We start from the raw sequence: 17,628 nt of genomic DNA, 5'->3' as shown, positions 1-17,628 counted from the left end.
ATGAAAGGTAACACTTATGCTTTTCCCGTTTTGTACCGCAGATACTCTTGGGAACTATTTCTTGTGTTTCAATAAAATTGTGTGCAATTTATTGAGGTATCAATTATTTGCATGTGGAGAATGATAGTATAATCAAATCGGATATGCAAGATATATGATTCAGTACTCGAATGAGGGAGTATATTATGCAGGAATAAAATGAAAGGCCATTTCCACGAAAGATTCGCAGGAATGGCCAGTGCTCATATTTATTAATTTGGTTACTTTCTGATTTCGATGAGTTTTTGTTTCAAATCATTTTCCATTGTGACCATTTCCTGTTCGGCCTGTTGTCGCTTTTGTCTGCCTTCCGCCTGGATGGCCAAGGTTTCTTCAATGGTGGAGATCAGGTTTTCCTGGGTTTTCTTGAGGGTGTCGATATCTATGATTCCCCGTTCGTTTTCTTTAGCGGTCTCGATGCTGTTTGTTTTGAGCATCTCGGAATTTTTTAATAGCAGCTCGTTAGTCGTGCGTGATACCTGCTTTTGAGCGGCTACAGCCTTCTGTTGATTCAGAAGGGTCAGGGCGATGGCGATTTGATTCTTCCAAAGAGGAATCGCTGTAAGGACAGAAGCCTGTATCTTTTCTGCCAATGCCTGATTTGTATTTTGTATCAAACGGATTTGAGGGGCGGACTGAATCGTCATTTGTCTGCTCAGCTTTAAATCATGGATTCGTTTATCCAATCGATCAAGGAACTGCATGGTATCATTGACTTCCTGGTAGATCAGCTCATCATCGGTTTCTTCTGCTTTCTTACGCAAAGAGGGGAGGAGATTGTGCTGGATTTCTTCCCGTTTGATTTCAGCAGCCGCAATATACATATTAAGGGCTTGAAAATAGTCTTTATTTTTTTCATATAAGGTTTCCAATAATCGGTTATCATCGAGCAGGGTCTTTTTCGAATGCTCGAGTCTGACTGAAATCCGATCAATCTGAGATCCGATTTTCTGGTATTTAGAAAGCACTTCCTGTAAAGAGGATGAAACTTTTCGAAAAAGCTTTTTAAATACGCCTTTTTGTTTAGTATTAAGCTCATCGGGATTCATTTGCTCGAGCTTTTTCATTAAATCGCCTAACACGTCACCGATCGGTCCGATATCCCGTTTTTGAACATGATCCAACATCGAATGTGAGAATGTCGACAGTTGGGTCTGGGCCGCTGTTCCATATTTTAGAATGGCTTCATAGTCCTTGTAGTCGATTTGTGCTGCTAGTTGTTTGGCTTTTTCCTGCTGTTCTTTAGGCAATCGGTCAAGTAAAAGGGGAGACTTGGTTTGTTCGTTCACCGCAGGCATTTCTTCCCCGAACGGGTTTGAAAGCAATAAATCCAGTTCTGATTGTTCATTTCGTTGTTCCATCATAAAACCTCCGACATTTATTTGAGATCTTTTTTGTGCGATAAATGCTGATTGGCGAAATTCAGTTCAAATTGCAGGTGATCCATGTCATCTGCCAACACTTTCTGTAAATCATTTTCCAAGGAACCTGTTAAATCGTCCAGTGTCGTACGGGTTTGCTGGAGAGACAGGAAGGTTTCTTTATTTTTACCAGGCTGGGAAGCCAGGAACGTATACTTCTCGGTAATTTCCACGACAGAATCTAAATGGTAGAAGAAGAAGGACTCAGCTGAAAAAAATCTCTTGGGTTCTTTTCTTACAAGTTGATAAATTCTTCGGCTTAATCGGTTGATTTCAAGGATTTGCTTAAAAGCTCCAAGCGATCTTACCCTTAACTGCTGACGTTGCAGCCGTTTCACCTTTTCTTTCGCTTCCTTTAAATTTCTGTTTATATATCGAAACTCCTGTCCGGAAAGACCATTTTTATTCAACCACCATTTTTTTTGAAGAGCCTTTATGATCATGTAAAAGAGTACTCCGGTACCTACACCTGATAAGAGTGTAAGCGGGAATCCCATGTCAAAGAGGAGTAAGTAAGCGATAAAACTGCTGGTCCCGACACTGAAAGAGATGACCGATCTTAATAAAAATTGCAGAAATGTGTTCATTTTATCTACCCCTTAATAAAGATGCTTATCTTACTTACGGTTCATTGTGTAAAAGGTTTCATATTCATACTCTCATTTTAGTGGAAACGGAGGGAAAATGGAAATAAAGTATCAGTGATGGAAGAAAAATCGGGGGAATATGTAAGGAATTAGCATCATTCTTTCAATTTCATAACATTTTTTAATGGAGTGATTATAGGAAATCCATTTTTGGTAGAATGGGTAAGTGAGACCAATGACAAGACAGGTGTGTGGATATATGAAAAAGGTTATTGTGCTGATCTTACTTTGCTTCATTACCCCAAGTGTTTCAGCTCAACAAAATGCAGTGAAAAAACCAGGACATATTTATAGTGACTCGGCTATTATAATAGATTCTAAAACCGGGAGTATCCTGTACTCTAAAAATGGTACCAAACGAATGAACCCTGCAAGTATTACAAAAATTGCCACAGCGATTTATGCGATTCAGCATAGCGATCTCGGTGACCTGGTGCAAATCAGCGAGAAGGCAAGCCGTACCGAGGGTTCCACTGTTTATTTAGCTGCCGGTGAAACATTGAGCATGGAGCAGCTGCTTCAAGGACTGATGGTGAACTCCGGGAATGATGCAGCCGTTGCCATCGCTGAACATACAGAAGGTTCTGTGAAAAAGTTTGTCGATAAATTGAATCTCTTTCTTAAGGAGGAAGTGGGGGTCCGGGATACACATTTTGAAAATCCTCATGGACTTTATGGGAAAAATCATTATACAACCGCCTATGATATGGCTAAAATCACAAGCTACGCGTTACAGAATGAACAATTTAGGAAGCTATTTGATATAGACTCCCTGGACTGGAAGGCTGAAGGGTGGAATACCACGCTTTTTAATCATCACAAGATGGTGAAGGGGGAAATCCCCTATCCTGAAGTGACGGGAGGTAAGAATGGGTTTATAGACGAATCCCGTCACACCCTGGTGACGTCAGCGGAAAATGATAATCTTTCCATCGTGGTCGTCACGATGAAGGCACAGTCCAAAAGAGCCATTTATTCAGATACGAGGAAATTGCTTGATTATGGGTTGAATCAGTTTGAAAGGAATTATATCCCTAAGGAGACCGTCTTTCAATTGAACGGTACTTCTTATGATTTGAAAAAGGACATTCCATTTACACAGCCTGTTAACGGGAAGATCATACAGAAGCTTGAAGCAAGTGGGGAGTTGACCCTTTATAACCAGGATCATGAAGAAATGTTGTCAACCAATTTGACACCGGTGGAGGGAACACCCGTAACGCACACCGAAGCAGTTGCTTCGAGTGAGCATAAGGGGCTGTTTTTCGGGAAGGAGTGGAGCGGTCAGCTTTTATTTTACCCGCTTATGATTTACCTGGCCCTTCTATTCATTGCAGGGGTGTCCGTGTTTCGGCCAGGCTCTTTCACTAAGTAAGAGTGGAATATAGAACAAAAGGGAGCCTGCAGGCTCCCTTTTGTTATTGACTTTCCTGTTTTTCTAATGCTGGCTGCTGATGGTAAAGGGTCTTGCCGATCAGGGTCTGCAAGATGAGGAATGCGCCTCCGACCGTCCAATACAATGGAAGGGCAGCCGGTGCGTTCAGTGAAAAGATGAAGATCATGACCGGGGACAGAAGCCCCATTATTTTCATCTGTGCCTGCTGCTCTGCAGGGATATTCATCAAGGAAACGCGTGATTGGAGCAAGTACACAACCCCGGCAATAATCGCCATGATATGGTCCGGTTGTCCCAGGTTGAACCATAGGAAAGAGTGACTGGCAATCTCTGAAGATGAACGGATCGCATAATAAAGTCCAATCAGGATGGGCGTTTGGATCAATAAAGGCAAACATCCCATATTGAGAGGATTTACACCGTTTTTTTGATAGAGCATCATCAATTCCTGCTGAAGCTTCTTCTGCTCTTCTTTATCCTTCGTTTCTTTGATCTTCTTTTGGATCGCAGACATCTCGGGCTTTATCAACGCCATTTTCCCTTTCATATCCTGTTGATTCTTATACGTTTTAAGCATAAAAGGCAGAAGAATAAGACGAATAAGGAGGGTGATCACAATAATGGCCACGCCGAAATTCCCGCCAAGGAAGGTTCCTATTTCATGGATGAGAAATGAAAATGGATTGACAAGATAATCATGAAAGAATGCCCCTTCAGTGGTAGCAGACTGGCATCCGGTCAATGTTAATAAAAGTAAAACGAAAATGAATGAAATTTTTTTCAATGTTTTTCCTCCTCTGTATATATGCTTTTCTTTTACATAAATACAGAAGAGGATTCTTCATCATTATCAGTATGATAGAATTGAAACTTCATACAGGTTGTAAACCAGACCCTGACAGGTAAGGCTTCATTTTCCGCAACCTGTCTGACAATGAGGTTGTTTCCTTCCAGTTTTTTATCATAGTATTGTGTATAGAGATGGAATGGTGATGGACACCGATCCCAGATCAATGCCAATATGAATAAAAATACGATACTGACATGCAAAGGACTTAAGTAAAAATCCAATAAGTCTTGTACAATAATGTATGTCAATGGAGAAGACTCCTTTTACTATTCTAGTTGCATCCATAATAGATGAAAGAACATTTTATCACATTTACAGTATACTGCGAAACCCGGATAGAATCCATGGTAATTGTTTATACGATTTTGTGAACGATTGGTTTCATTGAAAAAATGTATTTGAGAGCAAGTTAAAAGGTCTCTAAGTGACAAATCACTTTAGAGACCTCTCATTTCAGTGATATTACGCTAATCGACAACGATATACGCAATCATCGGACCGTTATTCTCGATGGTTTCATGCATTTCACAAATAAGCCTGTACGTTCCTTCCTTTGAGAACGTTACATCTACAACGGTTTCTTTCCCTTTTTTTACAGTCCCTTTAATATCCGTGCCCTCGATGTAAAATGGGTGTTCCATGCCGTTCACTCCGTAAATGCGCAGTTCCACCTCTTTGCCTTTTTCCACCACAATCGTCCCGGGGTCCCACCGATATGCTTCGATTTCCTTGCCGTCGGCAGTCTTCGATTTGAATTCTCCGGTTACAAGCTGAATGACTTGTTTTTCTCCCGTTTTCTCGGATAGCGACACTGTCGGGTATGAGTTTTTCGAAGATAGAGACCAAATCGTACCGACTGTAATCACCAGGATTGTCACCAGTATGGCAATGATGGAACCTTTCTTCAAAACAATGAAATTCATATGATTTCCCTCCTCGGTCAGAAAGCATAGTACTTTTCTATTAAACCTATGCTTGTACGGCAGGGAACTTGTCAATAATTTTATAGGAGGGATAAGTTAAATATTTTTCTTTCCTGTCCATTTTATGTACAATTTGGACATGGCAGCAAGGAGGGTGAAGCATTGAATACTAGATGGAGAGTTATAACGACGAAAAGTGATGCAGAGCCATGGTGGTTCTTTGAAGGCTGGGAAAAGGATATCAGAAGCGATTGGACGTTTGATAGCAGGGAAGAAGCCGTTGAAACCTTTCTAATGGAATTGAAACGATTCAGTGAACGTTATCCAAAGGCAAAGACGAAGAAATTTCACTCCATAGCCTTTTGGGATCCGGAAGAGGTGTATTTTTGTGAAGCCTGTGATGATGATCTGCAGGTCTATTATGGATTGGTCATCTTTGAGAACGATCAACCGATGGAGATCAAGGATGACTCGATCGTCACGGAAATCACCAGTAGAATGGAACAATAGGTCTATCCGATATCGGATAGACCTGTTCCCGCTATTAATCGATAACGCCTGTACGGATGATTTTGCTATTCACTTTCACATCAAAGGTAGCCTCTTTATACAGTTTGTCCCACTGCTTCCTTGTCAAATCCTCGTGTCCTCTGACACTCCTGTACTCCATTCCAAACCCAATCGGATCTGTTCCTTCCTCCTGCAGCATCAGGAGGGTATCCCTAATGTTTTCTTCAATATATTTCTCCACTTCCTCTTCAACCAAGTGCAGGGCATTTGGTTTAGACAGCTGCAATTCTTCGGTCATTTCGAGTATTCGTGACTCAAGATTCAATTCGACCTTGAAGGAAGCCCGCTCTTTTTTCTCTGTCTGGATCTTATGGGAAGATTTGATGCTGTCGATCATCATATATACTTTGTTGTTTTCGGGAGCTGCAGGAAGGCGTGATAGGTATGGCTTGAACTTTTCCAGAGGTAATTCTACCTCTACACTCCCTGCGTTGTAGTTTTCCATTAACGAACGGATGAAGAAGATCCGGTCTTTATTAATTTCCTTAATGAACCTATCTCTTGTGAATAATGCGAAGCCATCTACCCCGACTTTTCCATTTGCAGCCGTCAATAATGGTAGGATGGGGTCTTTACCGACGCTTCCGTAATCAGTGATGAATTCCTGCAAGGTTGGGGAAACAATCATCTCTGATTCTACGTTTTGCCTGACTAAATTGTAAAGATAGGTCCCCCTGTTCGAAGGTTTTTCCTCCGTCTGATACCTCAATACTTCTTCAGCCGTCGTATCGGCTATCGTTAAATACACCATATTCCCGATTGCGGAATCCCTTTCAAGCGTATCGACCAGGTGGGAAATCCCTCTGGCTGCCAGCTCCCGGCCATATACGACGATCCTCAACTGGCCGGACACAAGTTTATGATCAGACTCCAGATTCTGTGATAACCGGATGCCTTTACTGGTTTTAGACGTGGTGGAGAGGACCTTTTCAACATCCTCCATGGCAGGGTTGAATTGATAAAGGACCAGCGTCCCCGTGATATTGTCATCTTCAGCCTGGTCATAGCCGACGGCCGTGATCAGACCGAGCTTTTCTAAATATTTCGTTTCCACACAGCTGCTTAAGAAAATAGAAGGGAGACAGACCAAAATAAGTAACAAGACTTTATTCATAGGTCTACACCTTTTTTCCTGTTGCCGATATGTTTTAATTTTACCAGGATAAACAGGAGAGCGGGATACATGAAAGAAAGAAAAAAACTTGCAGTACCCACCTTATCCGTAATGGTATTCATCGTTATTCGTTCATGAACGAATAGTGATAATATCCATAGGGTGGCTGCGAAGAGATAGATGGCTTTCTTTTGAGAAAAATGAAAGACTCTCTTCATCCCCCTGGTCGCCACCCAAAAGTACAGGCATATGTTTGGGAGGATGACTAACATCCAGAAGGAGACGGCAATGAACTCAAAGCGCTCCAGGTTTGGTATCCTCAAGATCTTGAACATGGATAGAACGGGCCAGATTGTCTTTAACAAAGCGTCCTCTGAGAAAAAACCTATGCTTACAACGGTGACCAGAGTAAATAAAAAGGTTGAATATCCGGTGCCGATGAGAGCGTATTTTAATACTTTTTTCTTTTCCTTTATATAAGGATAGACAAATAACACCAAGTCAAAGCCAATGATGGTAAAGCTCGTTTTATAAGCACCCATCATGAGCTCCTTTGGAGAGGAAGTCATGACCGGCAGAAGGTGATTGAAGTCCATGAATTTAACCGGGGTGTAGATCATGAATAATAGCCAAAATGCCAGTATCAGACCTAAGAACGCAATTCCCACGACTACTCTGATTCCTCCAAGAACAGCATAAACAAGTAAGAAGAGGAGCAGCCCCATCAAAAGCCAAGTCGGCATTCTCGGGAAGATCCAGGCCTGCACCATCTCGATGTAATTCATCAGGATGACATAGGTCACGCCCAGATAGAAAAGGATATAGAGGAAATTCATTCCTTTACTGATCCACTTACCGTATACGTCCATATGAATCCCATATAAATCTGCACTATCATAGGTTTCAAGTGTTTTAACCATGAGGAATAACACAAAGGAAACAAGAATGCCTGCAATGATTACCGAAATCCAGGCATCCCTATTCGCCTCCATGTAAATGATCCTTGGTAAGCCGGCAATTCCCACCCCGGTTTGGGCTGTATGTAAAATAAACATAAGTAAAAACGCATTAAACATCAGCCGCTCTTTAGGATTCACATTGATCTCCATACATATCACCCTTTACTCATCGACGTCTTTTTTCATTTTGGCTTTTTTGATCGGGATGCGCCCCTTGTCAATGGGATGATTGGATACGGGACGTTTGACTAAATACTGATATGGCATGCGGAATATGCTGTATTTCAAATCCGAAAATCTGAATGGATAGATGGGAGATAAATAGGGTCTTCCCAATGTTGTGATCTTCAGTAAATGAATCAAGATAAAGCAAAAGCAAAACATGATTCCGACTCCGCCGTACAATCCTGCCATGACGATGATTGGGAAACGTATGATCCGAACGGCAGTCCCGATGGCATAGCTGGGGGCAGTAAAGGATCCAAGCGCGGAAATCGCAATGATGATAATCAGGATATTACTGGTGAATCCCGCTTGAACGGACGCCTGTCCGATGACAATACCACCCACGATACCCATCGTCTGTCCTACCTTGGTTGGCAACCTGGCTCCGGCTTCCCTTAATAATTCAATGATAAATTCCAATAACAAGGCTTCGAAGACAGGGGGGAAAGGCACATTCGACCGTGATTGGCCCAATGAAACTAAGAGAGCAGAAGGAATGACTTCGTAATGATACGTTAGGACGGCTACATATGCCGGGGTCAAAAGAATAGAAAAAAAGATCGCTACAAAACGGATGAAACGGAGAAAGGTCCCCATATTCCATCTCATATAAATATCTTCTGTGGATTCGAAGAAATTTATGAACGTGGAAGGTCCGATTATAGCCGTGGGACTGCGATCCACGAGTAAAGCGATTTTACCGTGTAGAAGGGAGATGGTGCACCGGTCGGGCAGCTCCGTCGTAATGAATTGCGGGAAGAAGGTGAAAGAATTATCCTCAATCAATTGAGCAAGTACAGTAGAATCCACAATGCTGTCAATTTCAATATCTGTCATCCGTTGTCTGAACGTATTGACGTTTTCTTCCTCTGCAATATCCTTTATATAAACCATTTGCACCTTTTTTTTCGTTCTGGATCCGACCATAAAGGTCTCGACGCATAATTTAGGATCATTGATATTTGATCGGATTAAATTGAGATTCTTCGTTATGGATTCAGTGAATGAGATTTTCGGCCCAAACACCAATGATTCGGTTTCCGCCTTTTCAAGTGCCCGTGTGCCTTTATCTGCCACATCGGCTAAAACCCCATGGGTATCCCCCTCTTTAAAGATATAAGCGGTCCCATTCACAAGATTATCGACTACATCAGTAATGGCATTCGTGGTTGTAAGCTTTGCAATATTAATTGTATCTTTGATCAGATGATAGTTCAGATCTTCGCTGGATTCCTCAAGTGGCCTGACAATGCTATCCTGCATGGAGGTGGGGTTAATCAGATCGTCAAAATAAGCCACTGCGATTTTTTGATCCCCTTTTGTAATGACCCTGAATACTAAGTCTTCACTGTTGCTCACCATAGCAAGCAATTCCTTGTGGAAGTCCTCGATATCAAAGCTGTGAGGGGGACCTTGATCTATACTCTTCTTCATCTCTCTTCGTTTGAACACAGACCTCAACACCCTAAAACCTTAATTTAATGATTAGATTTCCCATGTCCCCGTTTCTTACTCATTGAAAGGGCCGATTGAATTTCTATGTGATGTACATAAAATTAGAGGTTCATGGGAACGGTAGAAAGGGAGGTGATTTCGATGAGTAACAGGAAAAAGGATGCATCTAAAGCCACTCTCGGTTCTTCTCAAGTAGAAGGGCAAGGTACGACAAGCCAGGAGATGCCAGGTGGAGTGAAGGCGCCATCCTCAAGGGGCAAAAAGAAAAAATGATACAGGTCTTTCCATCTTTACATAAAGCCCATACTTTCGTGTTGATATATTAAAATGGAGTCAAGTATGGTATAATGGAAATAATCGATGCATTTTATCCGATTATTAATGTACTATTACTGACCACATACTATCTGCAGCATAAATTACCACAATCAATATTTTCCTGTTAGAAAGCATAGCAAGGAAATCCTACTTACCTTAAAGGAGGACGTTCAATGGCTTTTGGTCGTAGAAATCAAGTTGAGGAAGAAATAAAAACAGAGGAAACAAAGATTTGGGCTTGTTCCGCTGAAGATTGTAAGGGCTGGATGAGAGATAATTTCAAGAGTGAAGATACACCTAAGTGTCCGCTTTGTAAAGAAGATATGGTGACTTCCACTAAAGTATTGCAAGTCGTGGATAATCCCCATCCAACAATGAAATCATCCTGATTGAACGTAAAGAACCAATCCCCGGATTGGTTCTTTTTTCTATCCGGATCGTAACTGTTTCAAGAATTGCGAAAAAATGATTAAACTCTTTTTTTACATTTGAATAGTATGTAATGTATTTATGTATTAAAGGAGGGAGCATCATGTCCAAGAAAGAGAAAGAAGTGAAAAGTACTACCGTTGAAAATGAGCGTAAAGAAACTGTATGGGACGGTTTTTGGAAGCTGTCCAAACCAGTTGACGAAATTAAAGAAGAAAAAACAGTAAGATGGTTCTGATTCATTGAAGAGGCTGTACATGCGACTATGCATGTACAGCTTTTTTACGTTTAATCGAATCGGGTTGAGGTATAAACAAGAGTATACCCAACTTTAAGGAGGAAGTGTCTAGTGAAGATTTCGAATGTTCGATTATATGACGGTCATGAATATACCAACCCGACTAAGAAGTATAGTGTGACGATCGAGGAGGGAAGGATAACCAGGATCAAAGAAGAAGAAAGAAAAACCGAAAACGGGGAAACGGTCGATGGGATGGAAAGAGTGCTGTCCCCGGCATTTCATGATTCACACATGCATTTTTTACGGTATGGATTAATGAAGAGAGAACTCGACCTTAGACATGTGACAAGCTGGGAAGAAATGAAAAAGGAAGTTCTTGAATATTATCCTGAAATGGAGAATGGGGATTGGATCGTAGGAAGAGGCCTTGATGATAGTGAGTTTAAGGATCGAAATGATCTTTTGACCGGTAAAGATCTGGATGAATTGCATTTACATACGTATATGTTTTTTCTTCATCAGGACGGTCATGAATGCATTGTGAATCATAAGGTCATAGATTTGTTAAAGGATGAAGAGGAATTCAACGAAATTCCAGATGCTTTCAAAGAAACAGATGACAGCGGCGACTGGACAGGCCGTTTCAAGGATAGTGCCGTACATTTCATCAAACATCATTTCCGGAAGAGAAGCAGTGAAGATGCCAAGGATGCAATCAAACACGGGATTCCTCATATGCTCAAGCATGGGATTACGACCATTCACACGGACGACCTGAATTTCATTGGTTCTTATGATCGGTTATGGGAGGCCTATACCGGGTTGGAAAAAGAAGGGGAATTACCGATCAGAGTATACTTGCATCACTACATCTTTAAAAAACAGCATCTGCACGATTTTCTCGAGCGCCATCCAGAACGGACAGGCGAAGGTACAGAACATGTGAAAGTGGGCGCTGTGAAGATATTCCTTGATGGGACTCAACGTCTTCATACCTCGGCCATGAGGATCCCTTATAAGGACCAGCCTGATACAAACGGCATCTTGATCTATACACAGGAAGAGCTGAATGAATTGGTAAGGCTGGCAGGTGAAAATCGCATGCAGGTGGCCATGCATGCCATCGGTGATCAAGCGGTTGAACAGGCGATTACCGCACTCGAACAGAAAGAAGCGCGAACCGATATGTATCATCACAGGGTCATCCATGCTCAAACCTTGGGGGAGGACTTACTATACCGATTGGAAAAACTCAAACCCACGATTGAAACTCAGCCTTCTTTCTTAATGGGGGAATGGGACCAAAAAGTAAAATGGGTAGGGGAAGATCTTGCTCCCTACTGCGATGCATTTAAAAGTATTGTAAACCGGGGAATCCCTTATACATTAAGCTCGGACCTGCCTATTGGTTCCATCGATCCCTTCGAGGGTATGTTTGCAGCCGTGAACAGGACCGACCTTACTGGAAATCCATCAGGTGGCTGGCAGCCCCAGGAAAAGCTGACAGTGAATGAAGCGTATAGGGGATATACGTCCATGCCTACCATCATCGAATTAAATGAACCACATAATTCAGGAACCCTCTCGGAAGGAGAACGTGCAGATTTCATCCTGCTGGATCGGCATCCCATGGAGGTTTCAAGCGATGAAATAAACAACATCAGGGTTGTAGAAACATGGCATAATGGTAAGAAGGTCTATTCGTTATAAGGATTTGGAATCGCCCCCTCAATACGGGGGGCTTTTTTTGGGAACTTTGGACTTCCTATTGGCACTTCCCCTTTTCTTTAATACAATATAGGGAAAGAACATCATTTGGAGGGAAGATATTTGATCACAGAAGCAAAAAAAGTATTAAAGCAATACTTTGGATATGATGAATTCAGGGATGGTCAAGCAAGTATCATTCAATACATACTGGACGGAAAAAACACTGTCGGCATCATGCCCACTGGTGGTGGGAAATCACTCTGTTACCAGATTCCCGCACTTATGCTCGATGGCGTGACCCTGGTGATCTCACCCCTTATCTCCCTGATGAAGGACCAGGTGGATTCATTGATTCATCAAGGCATTCCCGCTACCTTTATTAATAGTACCCTATCAAACAGTGAAGTAGAGAATAGAATGGAAGAGATATCATCAGGGGAATACAAGCTTGTTTATATTGCCCCGGAGCGATTGGAATCGTATGGTTTTATTCGTTTCCTGAATACCTTGCCCATTCCCCTTGTAGCTGTAGACGAAGCCCATTGCTTATCCCAATGGGGACATGATTTCAGACCCAGCTATTTAGGGATCTACAATGCTGTGAACCAGCTCCGTTCAAATCCAGCGATTCTTGCTCTTACAGCAACAGCCACTCCCCAGGTGCAGTCCGATATCCTTCATCACCTGCACATTCCGGAAAAATACAAAGTATTAACTGGATTCCAGAGGACGAACTTATTTTTCCAGGTAGTAAAAGGAGAAGATCGAAAGCGTTGGGTAGAACGGTATGTAAAAAAGAATCAGCAGCATTCGGGTATTATTTATTGTGCGACACGCAAAGAAGTGGAAAACCTTTATCTATTCTTCGAGAAAAAAGGAGTGGCCGTCGGGAAATATCATGGCGGGCTTTCTGACACATTAAGGCAGGAACAGCAGGAAGCTTTCCTGAATGATTCCATCACCATCATGATAGCGACCAATGCGTTTGGAATGGGGATCAATAAGTCGAATGTCCGTTTCGTGATTCACTATCAAATTCCGAAGAATATGGAAGGATACTATCAAGAGGCCGGCAGGGCAGGCCGTGATGGAGTGGAAAGCGAATGTGTGTTATTGTTTTCCCCACAGGATATCCAGACGCAGCGGTACATCATTGATCAAAATATCATCAATCCGGAATTGCATCAGAACGAAATGCAGAAATTACGTGACATGGTCGATTTTGTCCATACCGAATCCTGTTTACAGAACTACATTCTGGCATATTTCGGGGAACGGGTGGAGGAAGCCTGCGGCCATTGCAGCAACTGCCTGGATGAGAGAGAATCCGAGGATGTCACAAAGGAAGCACAAATGGTCTTATCCTGTATGATGAGGATGAATGAGAGGTTTGGAACCTCCCTTATCAGTGGTGTGCTGACGGGATCAAGGAATAAGAAAATACTAGACTGGGGATTCGACCGGTTATCCACCTATGGATTAATGAAGGATCAATCTCAGAAAGAAGTCGGACTGTTCATCGATTATTTGATTTCTGAAGGGATCATTCAGGTGGAGGGTGGCAGTTTTCCCGTTCTGAAGGTGTCATCCAAGGGAAAAGAGGTATTGGTGGGAGAAAGAACCGTATCCAGAAAGGTACAGCCTACTGTTTCTGCCATTATCCCTAAGGAAGATGGTTTATTTCAGACCCTCAGAGCCCTCCGGAAATCCATTGCAGATTCAGAAGGGGTCCCGCCCTTTGTCATTTTTTCGGATAAGGCATTACAGGATATGTGTGTGAAACTGCCGAAAACCCAAGAAGAATTTCTTCAGGTAAGTGGAGTGGGGGAAAGTAAGAAGGATCGCTATGGAGAAATGTTCATTGCGGAAATCTCAGCTTTCTTAGAAGAAAATCCAACACATCAGGTGGAGACAGTGAAGCCTGCGCCTGCACGGAAGGCGAATCATTCTGATACGGCATCTTATTTAATCAGCTATGCCTTATTTAAGGATCACAAAGGAATTAAAGAAATTGCGAAAGAGCGGGGGATGAGTACGGCTACGATTGAAAATCACATCATCCGTACCTATCAGGAAGGCATCCTTAATGATTGGAGTATCCTATTTACAGATGAAGAGGAGAGCCTGATTGAAGAAGCGGTTTCAAAGGCAGGGACGGACCTGTTGAAACCAATTAAAGAAGAGCTGCCGAAAGACATCAGCTATTTTCAAATCAAAGGGTACTTAGTAAAGAGCGGACAAAGCTCATAACCCTTGTCACACATAAGAAAAAAAGCAGAAACCGATTTTTCGGCTTCTGCTTTTTTTCTTATATCTTGTTACGCCTTCATGGCAGCTTTCATTTCCAGGAATTCATCATAGGTTGTTTCTTTATCGATGACACCGTCTTCGGTGATTTCGATAATGCGATTCGCGATTGTTTGAATGAACTGATGGTCATGGGATGCGAAAATCATCGCCCCTTTGAAGTTGATCAAACCGTTATTCAATGCCGTGATGGACTCCAAATCCAAGTGGTTGGTAGGTTCATCAAGCAGAAGGACGTTTGACCCGCTAAGCATCATCTTGGATAACATACAGCGGACTTTTTCCCCTCCGGAAAGAACACTCGGTTTCTTTAATACTTCTTCACCTGAGAAAAGCATGCGACCCAGGAATCCGCGAAGGAATGTTTCACTCTCATCTTCCGGTGAGTATTGACGTAACCAGTCCACAAGGGAAGGTTCATTTCCTTCAAAGTACTTTGAGTTTTCATTCGGGAAATAAGCTTGGGAGGTCGTCACTCCCCACTTGAATGTACCGCTGTCGGGTTCCATTTCCCCGGCAAGGATTTTGAAAAGAGTGGTCTTGGCAATTTCATTTGCTCCGACGAGTGCGATTTTGTCTTCTTTATTCAGGATAAAGCTAACATTGTTCAAGACCTTTACTCCGTCAACCGTTTTTGTAAGACCTTCAACACGGAGAACATCGTTACCAATTTCACGCTCCGGCTTGAATTGTACATATGGATAACGACGTGAGCTTGGTTTGATGTCATCCAAAGAAATTTTCTCCAACGATTTTTTACGTGAAGTGGCTTGTTTCGATTTAGATGCATTTGCACTGAACCGGGCAACGAATGCCTGAAGCTCTTTGATCTTTTCTTCCTTCTTCTTATTCTGATCCTGAGCCATTTTCAGAGCTAATTGACTGGATTCATACCAGAAATCATAGTTTCCGACATATACTTGGATTTTCCCGAAGTCAAGGTCGGCAATGTGCGTACATACTTTGTTTAAGAAGTGACGGTCATGTGATACCACGATGACTGTGTTCTCGAAATTGATCAAGAAGTCTTCTAACCACTGAATCGCCTGGATGTCCAAGTGGTTGGTAGGCTCATCGAGTAAAAGGACATCCGGCTTGCCGAATAGTGCTTGTGCCAGTAATACTTTTACTTTTTCTCCACCTGTCAGTTCGGACATTTGTTTCGTGTGAAGGTCTTCGTTGATTCCTAAGCCTTTTAGTAGGATGGCAGCTTCTGATTCAGCTTCCCAACCGTTAAGCTCGGCGAATTCACCTTCTAATTCTGCCGCTCTCATACCGTCCTCATCAGAAAAATCTTCTTTCATGTAGATGGCATCTTTTTCCTGCATGACTTCATATAAACGGGTATGTCCCATTATGACAACTTTCAGCACTTCATATTCTTCATATTCGAAGTGATCCTGCTTCAAGACAGCAAGTCGCTCTCCTGACCCCATGGATACATGGCCGGTCTGCGCTTCGATTTCTCCTGAAAGAATCTTTAAAAATGTTGATTTACCAGCACCGTTTGCTCCGATAAGTCCGTAGCAATTCCCTGGATTAAACTTTATATTCACGTCTTCGAATAGCTTTCTATCACCAAAACGTAAGCTTACATCTGATACCTGAATCATATGTGAAATACCTCCTAATACTCAATCTAAAAGATTATAACACGCAAGTATGCTAAAAAGATAGAGTGTTAGCAGGAACAGTGATAAATTTACGGGGTATTTACATAAGGGGAAAGAGGATTTGAAGAAGAACAAAGGGCAACATTAGTATATTATTTTTTACGAAGTGATTTTTGACTCATTTCCCCAAGTGACACAAAGGTTTCCCTCGAATGAGCCAAAAATCGATGCTCTGTAGGAAATGATACTTCCAGTTGGTTTGTGTGCTATGATAACAAAAAAAACAAACAGGTGATGACGAGATGATAAGGTTTGTGAAGCGTGTGCGGTTTCTTTTTAATGTTCGTAGGTCGGTTCCGTTTCTGATTGATTTTTTTCGTTCCAGTGATGTTTCAGCGGTGAAGAAGGGTTTATCAGTGGGGTTGGTTGTTTTTTATATCTGGCTGCCGTTGGACGTGATCCCGGATGTGTTTTTATTACTGGGGATTGTCGATGATCTGGCGGTGTTTACCTTCATTCTTCAACTGATGGTAAAGATGGCTCCTCTAGAGTTACAAAAAAAATATGAGTTGAAGAAATTACAGAAATGAGCAGGCGTTGCGTCCGTATAGTGAAAACCGAAACCGGCCAAAAATGGGCAGCCGGTTTCGGTTTTTTCTTTTGATTTTTTCATCTCTATCCCATACACTATAATTACATCAATTCCAATCAGAAAGGTATGAATTAATATGAGTACAGCTCCAGCCAAACCAATACCAAAACCATTAGTTCAGTTGAATCAATGGTTCATCGTAACAACTGTTGCTCTTTCATGGTTGTCCCAAATAGAATTTTTCTTGCTGCTTCCGTTCTTGGTCGGAATGTCAGCTTTACTTTTTAAGTATAATCCCGTCATGCAGGCAGGGAAGCTCTTCTTAAGGAAAGAACCTACCGCATATCCGCCTGAAGACGCTGAGCAGCAACGTTTCAACAATATCATTGCAGTCAGCTGTCTGGGAGGCTCCATCATTAGTAGCCTGGCAGGATGGAATACGGGGGTATATCTTTTCTCAGGGATGGTCTTTGTGGCTGCGTCCGTCGCCCTTGCAGGATTCTGCATAGGATGTTTCATCCGCTTTCAATGGAAAAGGTTCCAATATAAGCGTTCATTACAGTAACCTATTGACAATAGATGGAATACGTCGTAAACTATTCTTGAATTTAAATAGTGTATACAAAGGGAGTATGTAATATGTTAGGTGTCGTTCTTAACTAACCGTGAAATGAATACGGACATTTTGCAGGCAGTAGCCTTTTAATTCAGGCTGCTGGATCAGCTTATTTAGCTATGCCTTCAAAATGTAGTTAAGAACAATGGTCATAGCATACTCACCCCTAAATCAGGAGAGCTGTGTCTTTGTGCACAGCTCTT

General features: G+C 42.1%; 18 protein-coding genes. 9 read left to right on the top strand and 9 right to left on the bottom strand.

The window, feature by feature from the left end:
* Positions 1 to 260: 260 nt before the first annotated feature.
* Positions 261 to 1,403 (bottom strand): toxic anion resistance protein, encoded by a 1,143-nt coding sequence (locus tag V8G47_RS01960; protein ID WP_061809901.1) that lies wholly within the window; start codon positions 1,401 to 1,403, stop codon positions 261 to 263.
* Between the two features lie 14 nt (positions 1,404 to 1,417).
* Positions 1,418 to 2,047, bottom strand: coding sequence for a 5-bromo-4-chloroindolyl phosphate hydrolysis family protein (locus V8G47_RS01955; protein WP_336198614.1), 630 nt, complete (start codon positions 2,045 to 2,047; stop codon positions 1,418 to 1,420).
* Between the two features lie 259 nt (positions 2,048 to 2,306).
* Here V8G47_RS01955 and V8G47_RS01950 point away from each other — a divergent pair, with 259 nt between their 5' ends.
* Complete coding sequence (locus V8G47_RS01950; protein WP_336198613.1) at positions 2,307 to 3,482, top strand: D-alanyl-D-alanine carboxypeptidase family protein; 1,176 nt, start codon at positions 2,307 to 2,309, stop codon at positions 3,480 to 3,482.
* 43 nt (positions 3,483 to 3,525) lie between these two features.
* Here the strand turns inward: V8G47_RS01950 and yidC are convergent, their stop codons facing one another.
* The 3 genes from yidC to V8G47_RS01935 form a co-directional block, all read right to left on the bottom strand.
* Positions 3,526 to 4,287 carry a membrane protein insertase YidC gene (yidC, locus tag V8G47_RS01945; protein ID WP_336198612.1) on the bottom strand — a complete coding sequence of 254 codons (762 nt, stop codon included), beginning with the start codon at positions 4,285 to 4,287 and terminating at the stop codon, positions 3,526 to 3,528.
* A 32-nt stretch (positions 4,288 to 4,319) separates the two neighbouring features.
* Positions 4,320 to 4,601 (bottom strand): hypothetical protein, encoded by a 282-nt coding sequence (locus V8G47_RS01940; RefSeq protein WP_261750714.1) that lies wholly within the window; start codon positions 4,599 to 4,601, stop codon positions 4,320 to 4,322.
* 219 nt (positions 4,602 to 4,820) lie between these two features.
* Positions 4,821 to 5,276 (bottom strand): cupredoxin domain-containing protein, encoded by a 456-nt coding sequence (locus V8G47_RS01935; protein WP_224519809.1) that lies wholly within the window; start codon positions 5,274 to 5,276, stop codon positions 4,821 to 4,823.
* Positions 5,277 to 5,438: 162 nt separating this feature from the next.
* On the opposite strand from V8G47_RS01935, the gene V8G47_RS01930 reads away from it, so the two are divergent.
* Positions 5,439 to 5,786 (top strand): DUF1033 family protein, encoded by a 348-nt coding sequence (locus V8G47_RS01930; protein ID WP_336198611.1) that lies wholly within the window; start codon positions 5,439 to 5,441, stop codon positions 5,784 to 5,786.
* Between the two features lie 34 nt (positions 5,787 to 5,820).
* Here V8G47_RS01930 and V8G47_RS01925 read toward each other — a convergent pair whose 3' ends face one another.
* The 3 genes from V8G47_RS01925 to V8G47_RS01915 are packed head-to-tail and all read right to left on the bottom strand — an operon-like array spanning position 5,821 to position 9,578.
* Positions 5,821 to 6,960 carry a Ger(x)C family spore germination protein gene (locus tag V8G47_RS01925; RefSeq protein WP_336198610.1) on the bottom strand — a complete coding sequence of 380 codons (1,140 nt, stop codon included), beginning with the start codon at positions 6,958 to 6,960 and terminating at the stop codon, positions 5,821 to 5,823.
* Complete coding sequence (locus tag V8G47_RS01920; protein WP_336198609.1) at positions 6,957 to 8,069, bottom strand: GerAB/ArcD/ProY family transporter; 1,113 nt, start codon at positions 8,067 to 8,069, stop codon at positions 6,957 to 6,959. Before V8G47_RS01920 ends, V8G47_RS01925 begins: the two co-directional genes overlap by 4 nt.
* Positions 8,070 to 8,081: 12 nt before the next feature.
* A complete protein-coding gene (locus tag V8G47_RS01915) occupies positions 8,082 to 9,578 on the bottom strand; it encodes a spore germination protein (protein ID WP_406687983.1) in 1,497 nt (498 codons plus the stop codon).
* A gap of 162 nt (positions 9,579 to 9,740) precedes the next feature.
* Here V8G47_RS01915 and V8G47_RS01910 point away from each other — a divergent pair, with 162 nt between their 5' ends.
* From V8G47_RS01910 to recQ, 5 genes are all read left to right on the top strand, one after another.
* Complete coding sequence (locus tag V8G47_RS01910) at positions 9,741 to 9,872, top strand: YuzL family protein (RefSeq protein WP_261750718.1); 132 nt, start codon at positions 9,741 to 9,743, stop codon at positions 9,870 to 9,872.
* A 218-nt stretch (positions 9,873 to 10,090) separates the two neighbouring features.
* The gene (locus V8G47_RS01905; protein ID WP_034758928.1) at positions 10,091 to 10,306 is read left to right on the top strand and encodes a cold-inducible protein YdjO-related protein; all 216 of its coding nucleotides are present in this window, start codon (positions 10,091 to 10,093) and stop codon (positions 10,304 to 10,306) included.
* Between the two features lie 143 nt (positions 10,307 to 10,449).
* On the top strand, positions 10,450 to 10,584 hold the full coding sequence (locus V8G47_RS01900) for a hypothetical protein (protein ID WP_336198608.1): 135 nt from the start codon (positions 10,450 to 10,452) through the stop codon (positions 10,582 to 10,584).
* Between the two features lie 111 nt (positions 10,585 to 10,695).
* Positions 10,696 to 12,297, top strand: coding sequence for an amidohydrolase (locus V8G47_RS01895; RefSeq protein ID WP_336198607.1), 1,602 nt, complete (start codon positions 10,696 to 10,698; stop codon positions 12,295 to 12,297).
* Positions 12,298 to 12,417: 120 nt separating this feature from the next.
* Positions 12,418 to 14,547 (top strand): DNA helicase RecQ, encoded by a 2,130-nt coding sequence (gene recQ, locus V8G47_RS01890; RefSeq protein ID WP_336198606.1) that lies wholly within the window; start codon positions 12,418 to 12,420, stop codon positions 14,545 to 14,547.
* A gap of 68 nt (positions 14,548 to 14,615) precedes the next feature.
* Here the strand turns inward: recQ and V8G47_RS01885 are convergent, their stop codons facing one another.
* On the bottom strand, positions 14,616 to 16,217 hold the full coding sequence (locus V8G47_RS01885) for an ABC-F family ATP-binding cassette domain-containing protein (RefSeq protein ID WP_034758938.1): 1,602 nt from the start codon (positions 16,215 to 16,217) through the stop codon (positions 14,616 to 14,618).
* Positions 16,218 to 16,633: 416 nt separating this feature from the next.
* Here V8G47_RS01885 and V8G47_RS01880 point away from each other — a divergent pair, with 416 nt between their 5' ends.
* Both V8G47_RS01880 and V8G47_RS01875 read left to right on the top strand, forming a co-directional pair.
* Positions 16,634 to 16,807 (top strand): DUF1232 domain-containing protein, encoded by a 174-nt coding sequence (locus V8G47_RS01880; RefSeq protein WP_336198605.1) that lies wholly within the window; start codon positions 16,634 to 16,636, stop codon positions 16,805 to 16,807.
* 138 nt (positions 16,808 to 16,945) lie between these two features.
* Positions 16,946 to 17,374 carry a DUF4395 domain-containing protein gene (locus V8G47_RS01875; RefSeq protein ID WP_336198604.1) on the top strand — a complete coding sequence of 143 codons (429 nt, stop codon included), beginning with the start codon at positions 16,946 to 16,948 and terminating at the stop codon, positions 17,372 to 17,374.
* Positions 17,375 to 17,628: the final 254 nt, after the last annotated feature.

Source organism: Rossellomorea sp. LJF3, from assembly GCF_037046045.1.
Classification (GTDB): Bacteria; Bacillota; Bacilli; order Bacillales; family Bacillaceae_B; genus Rossellomorea.
Note: the sequence above shows the minus strand (reverse complement) of the source record. Positions and strands in the feature narration are given on the sequence as shown.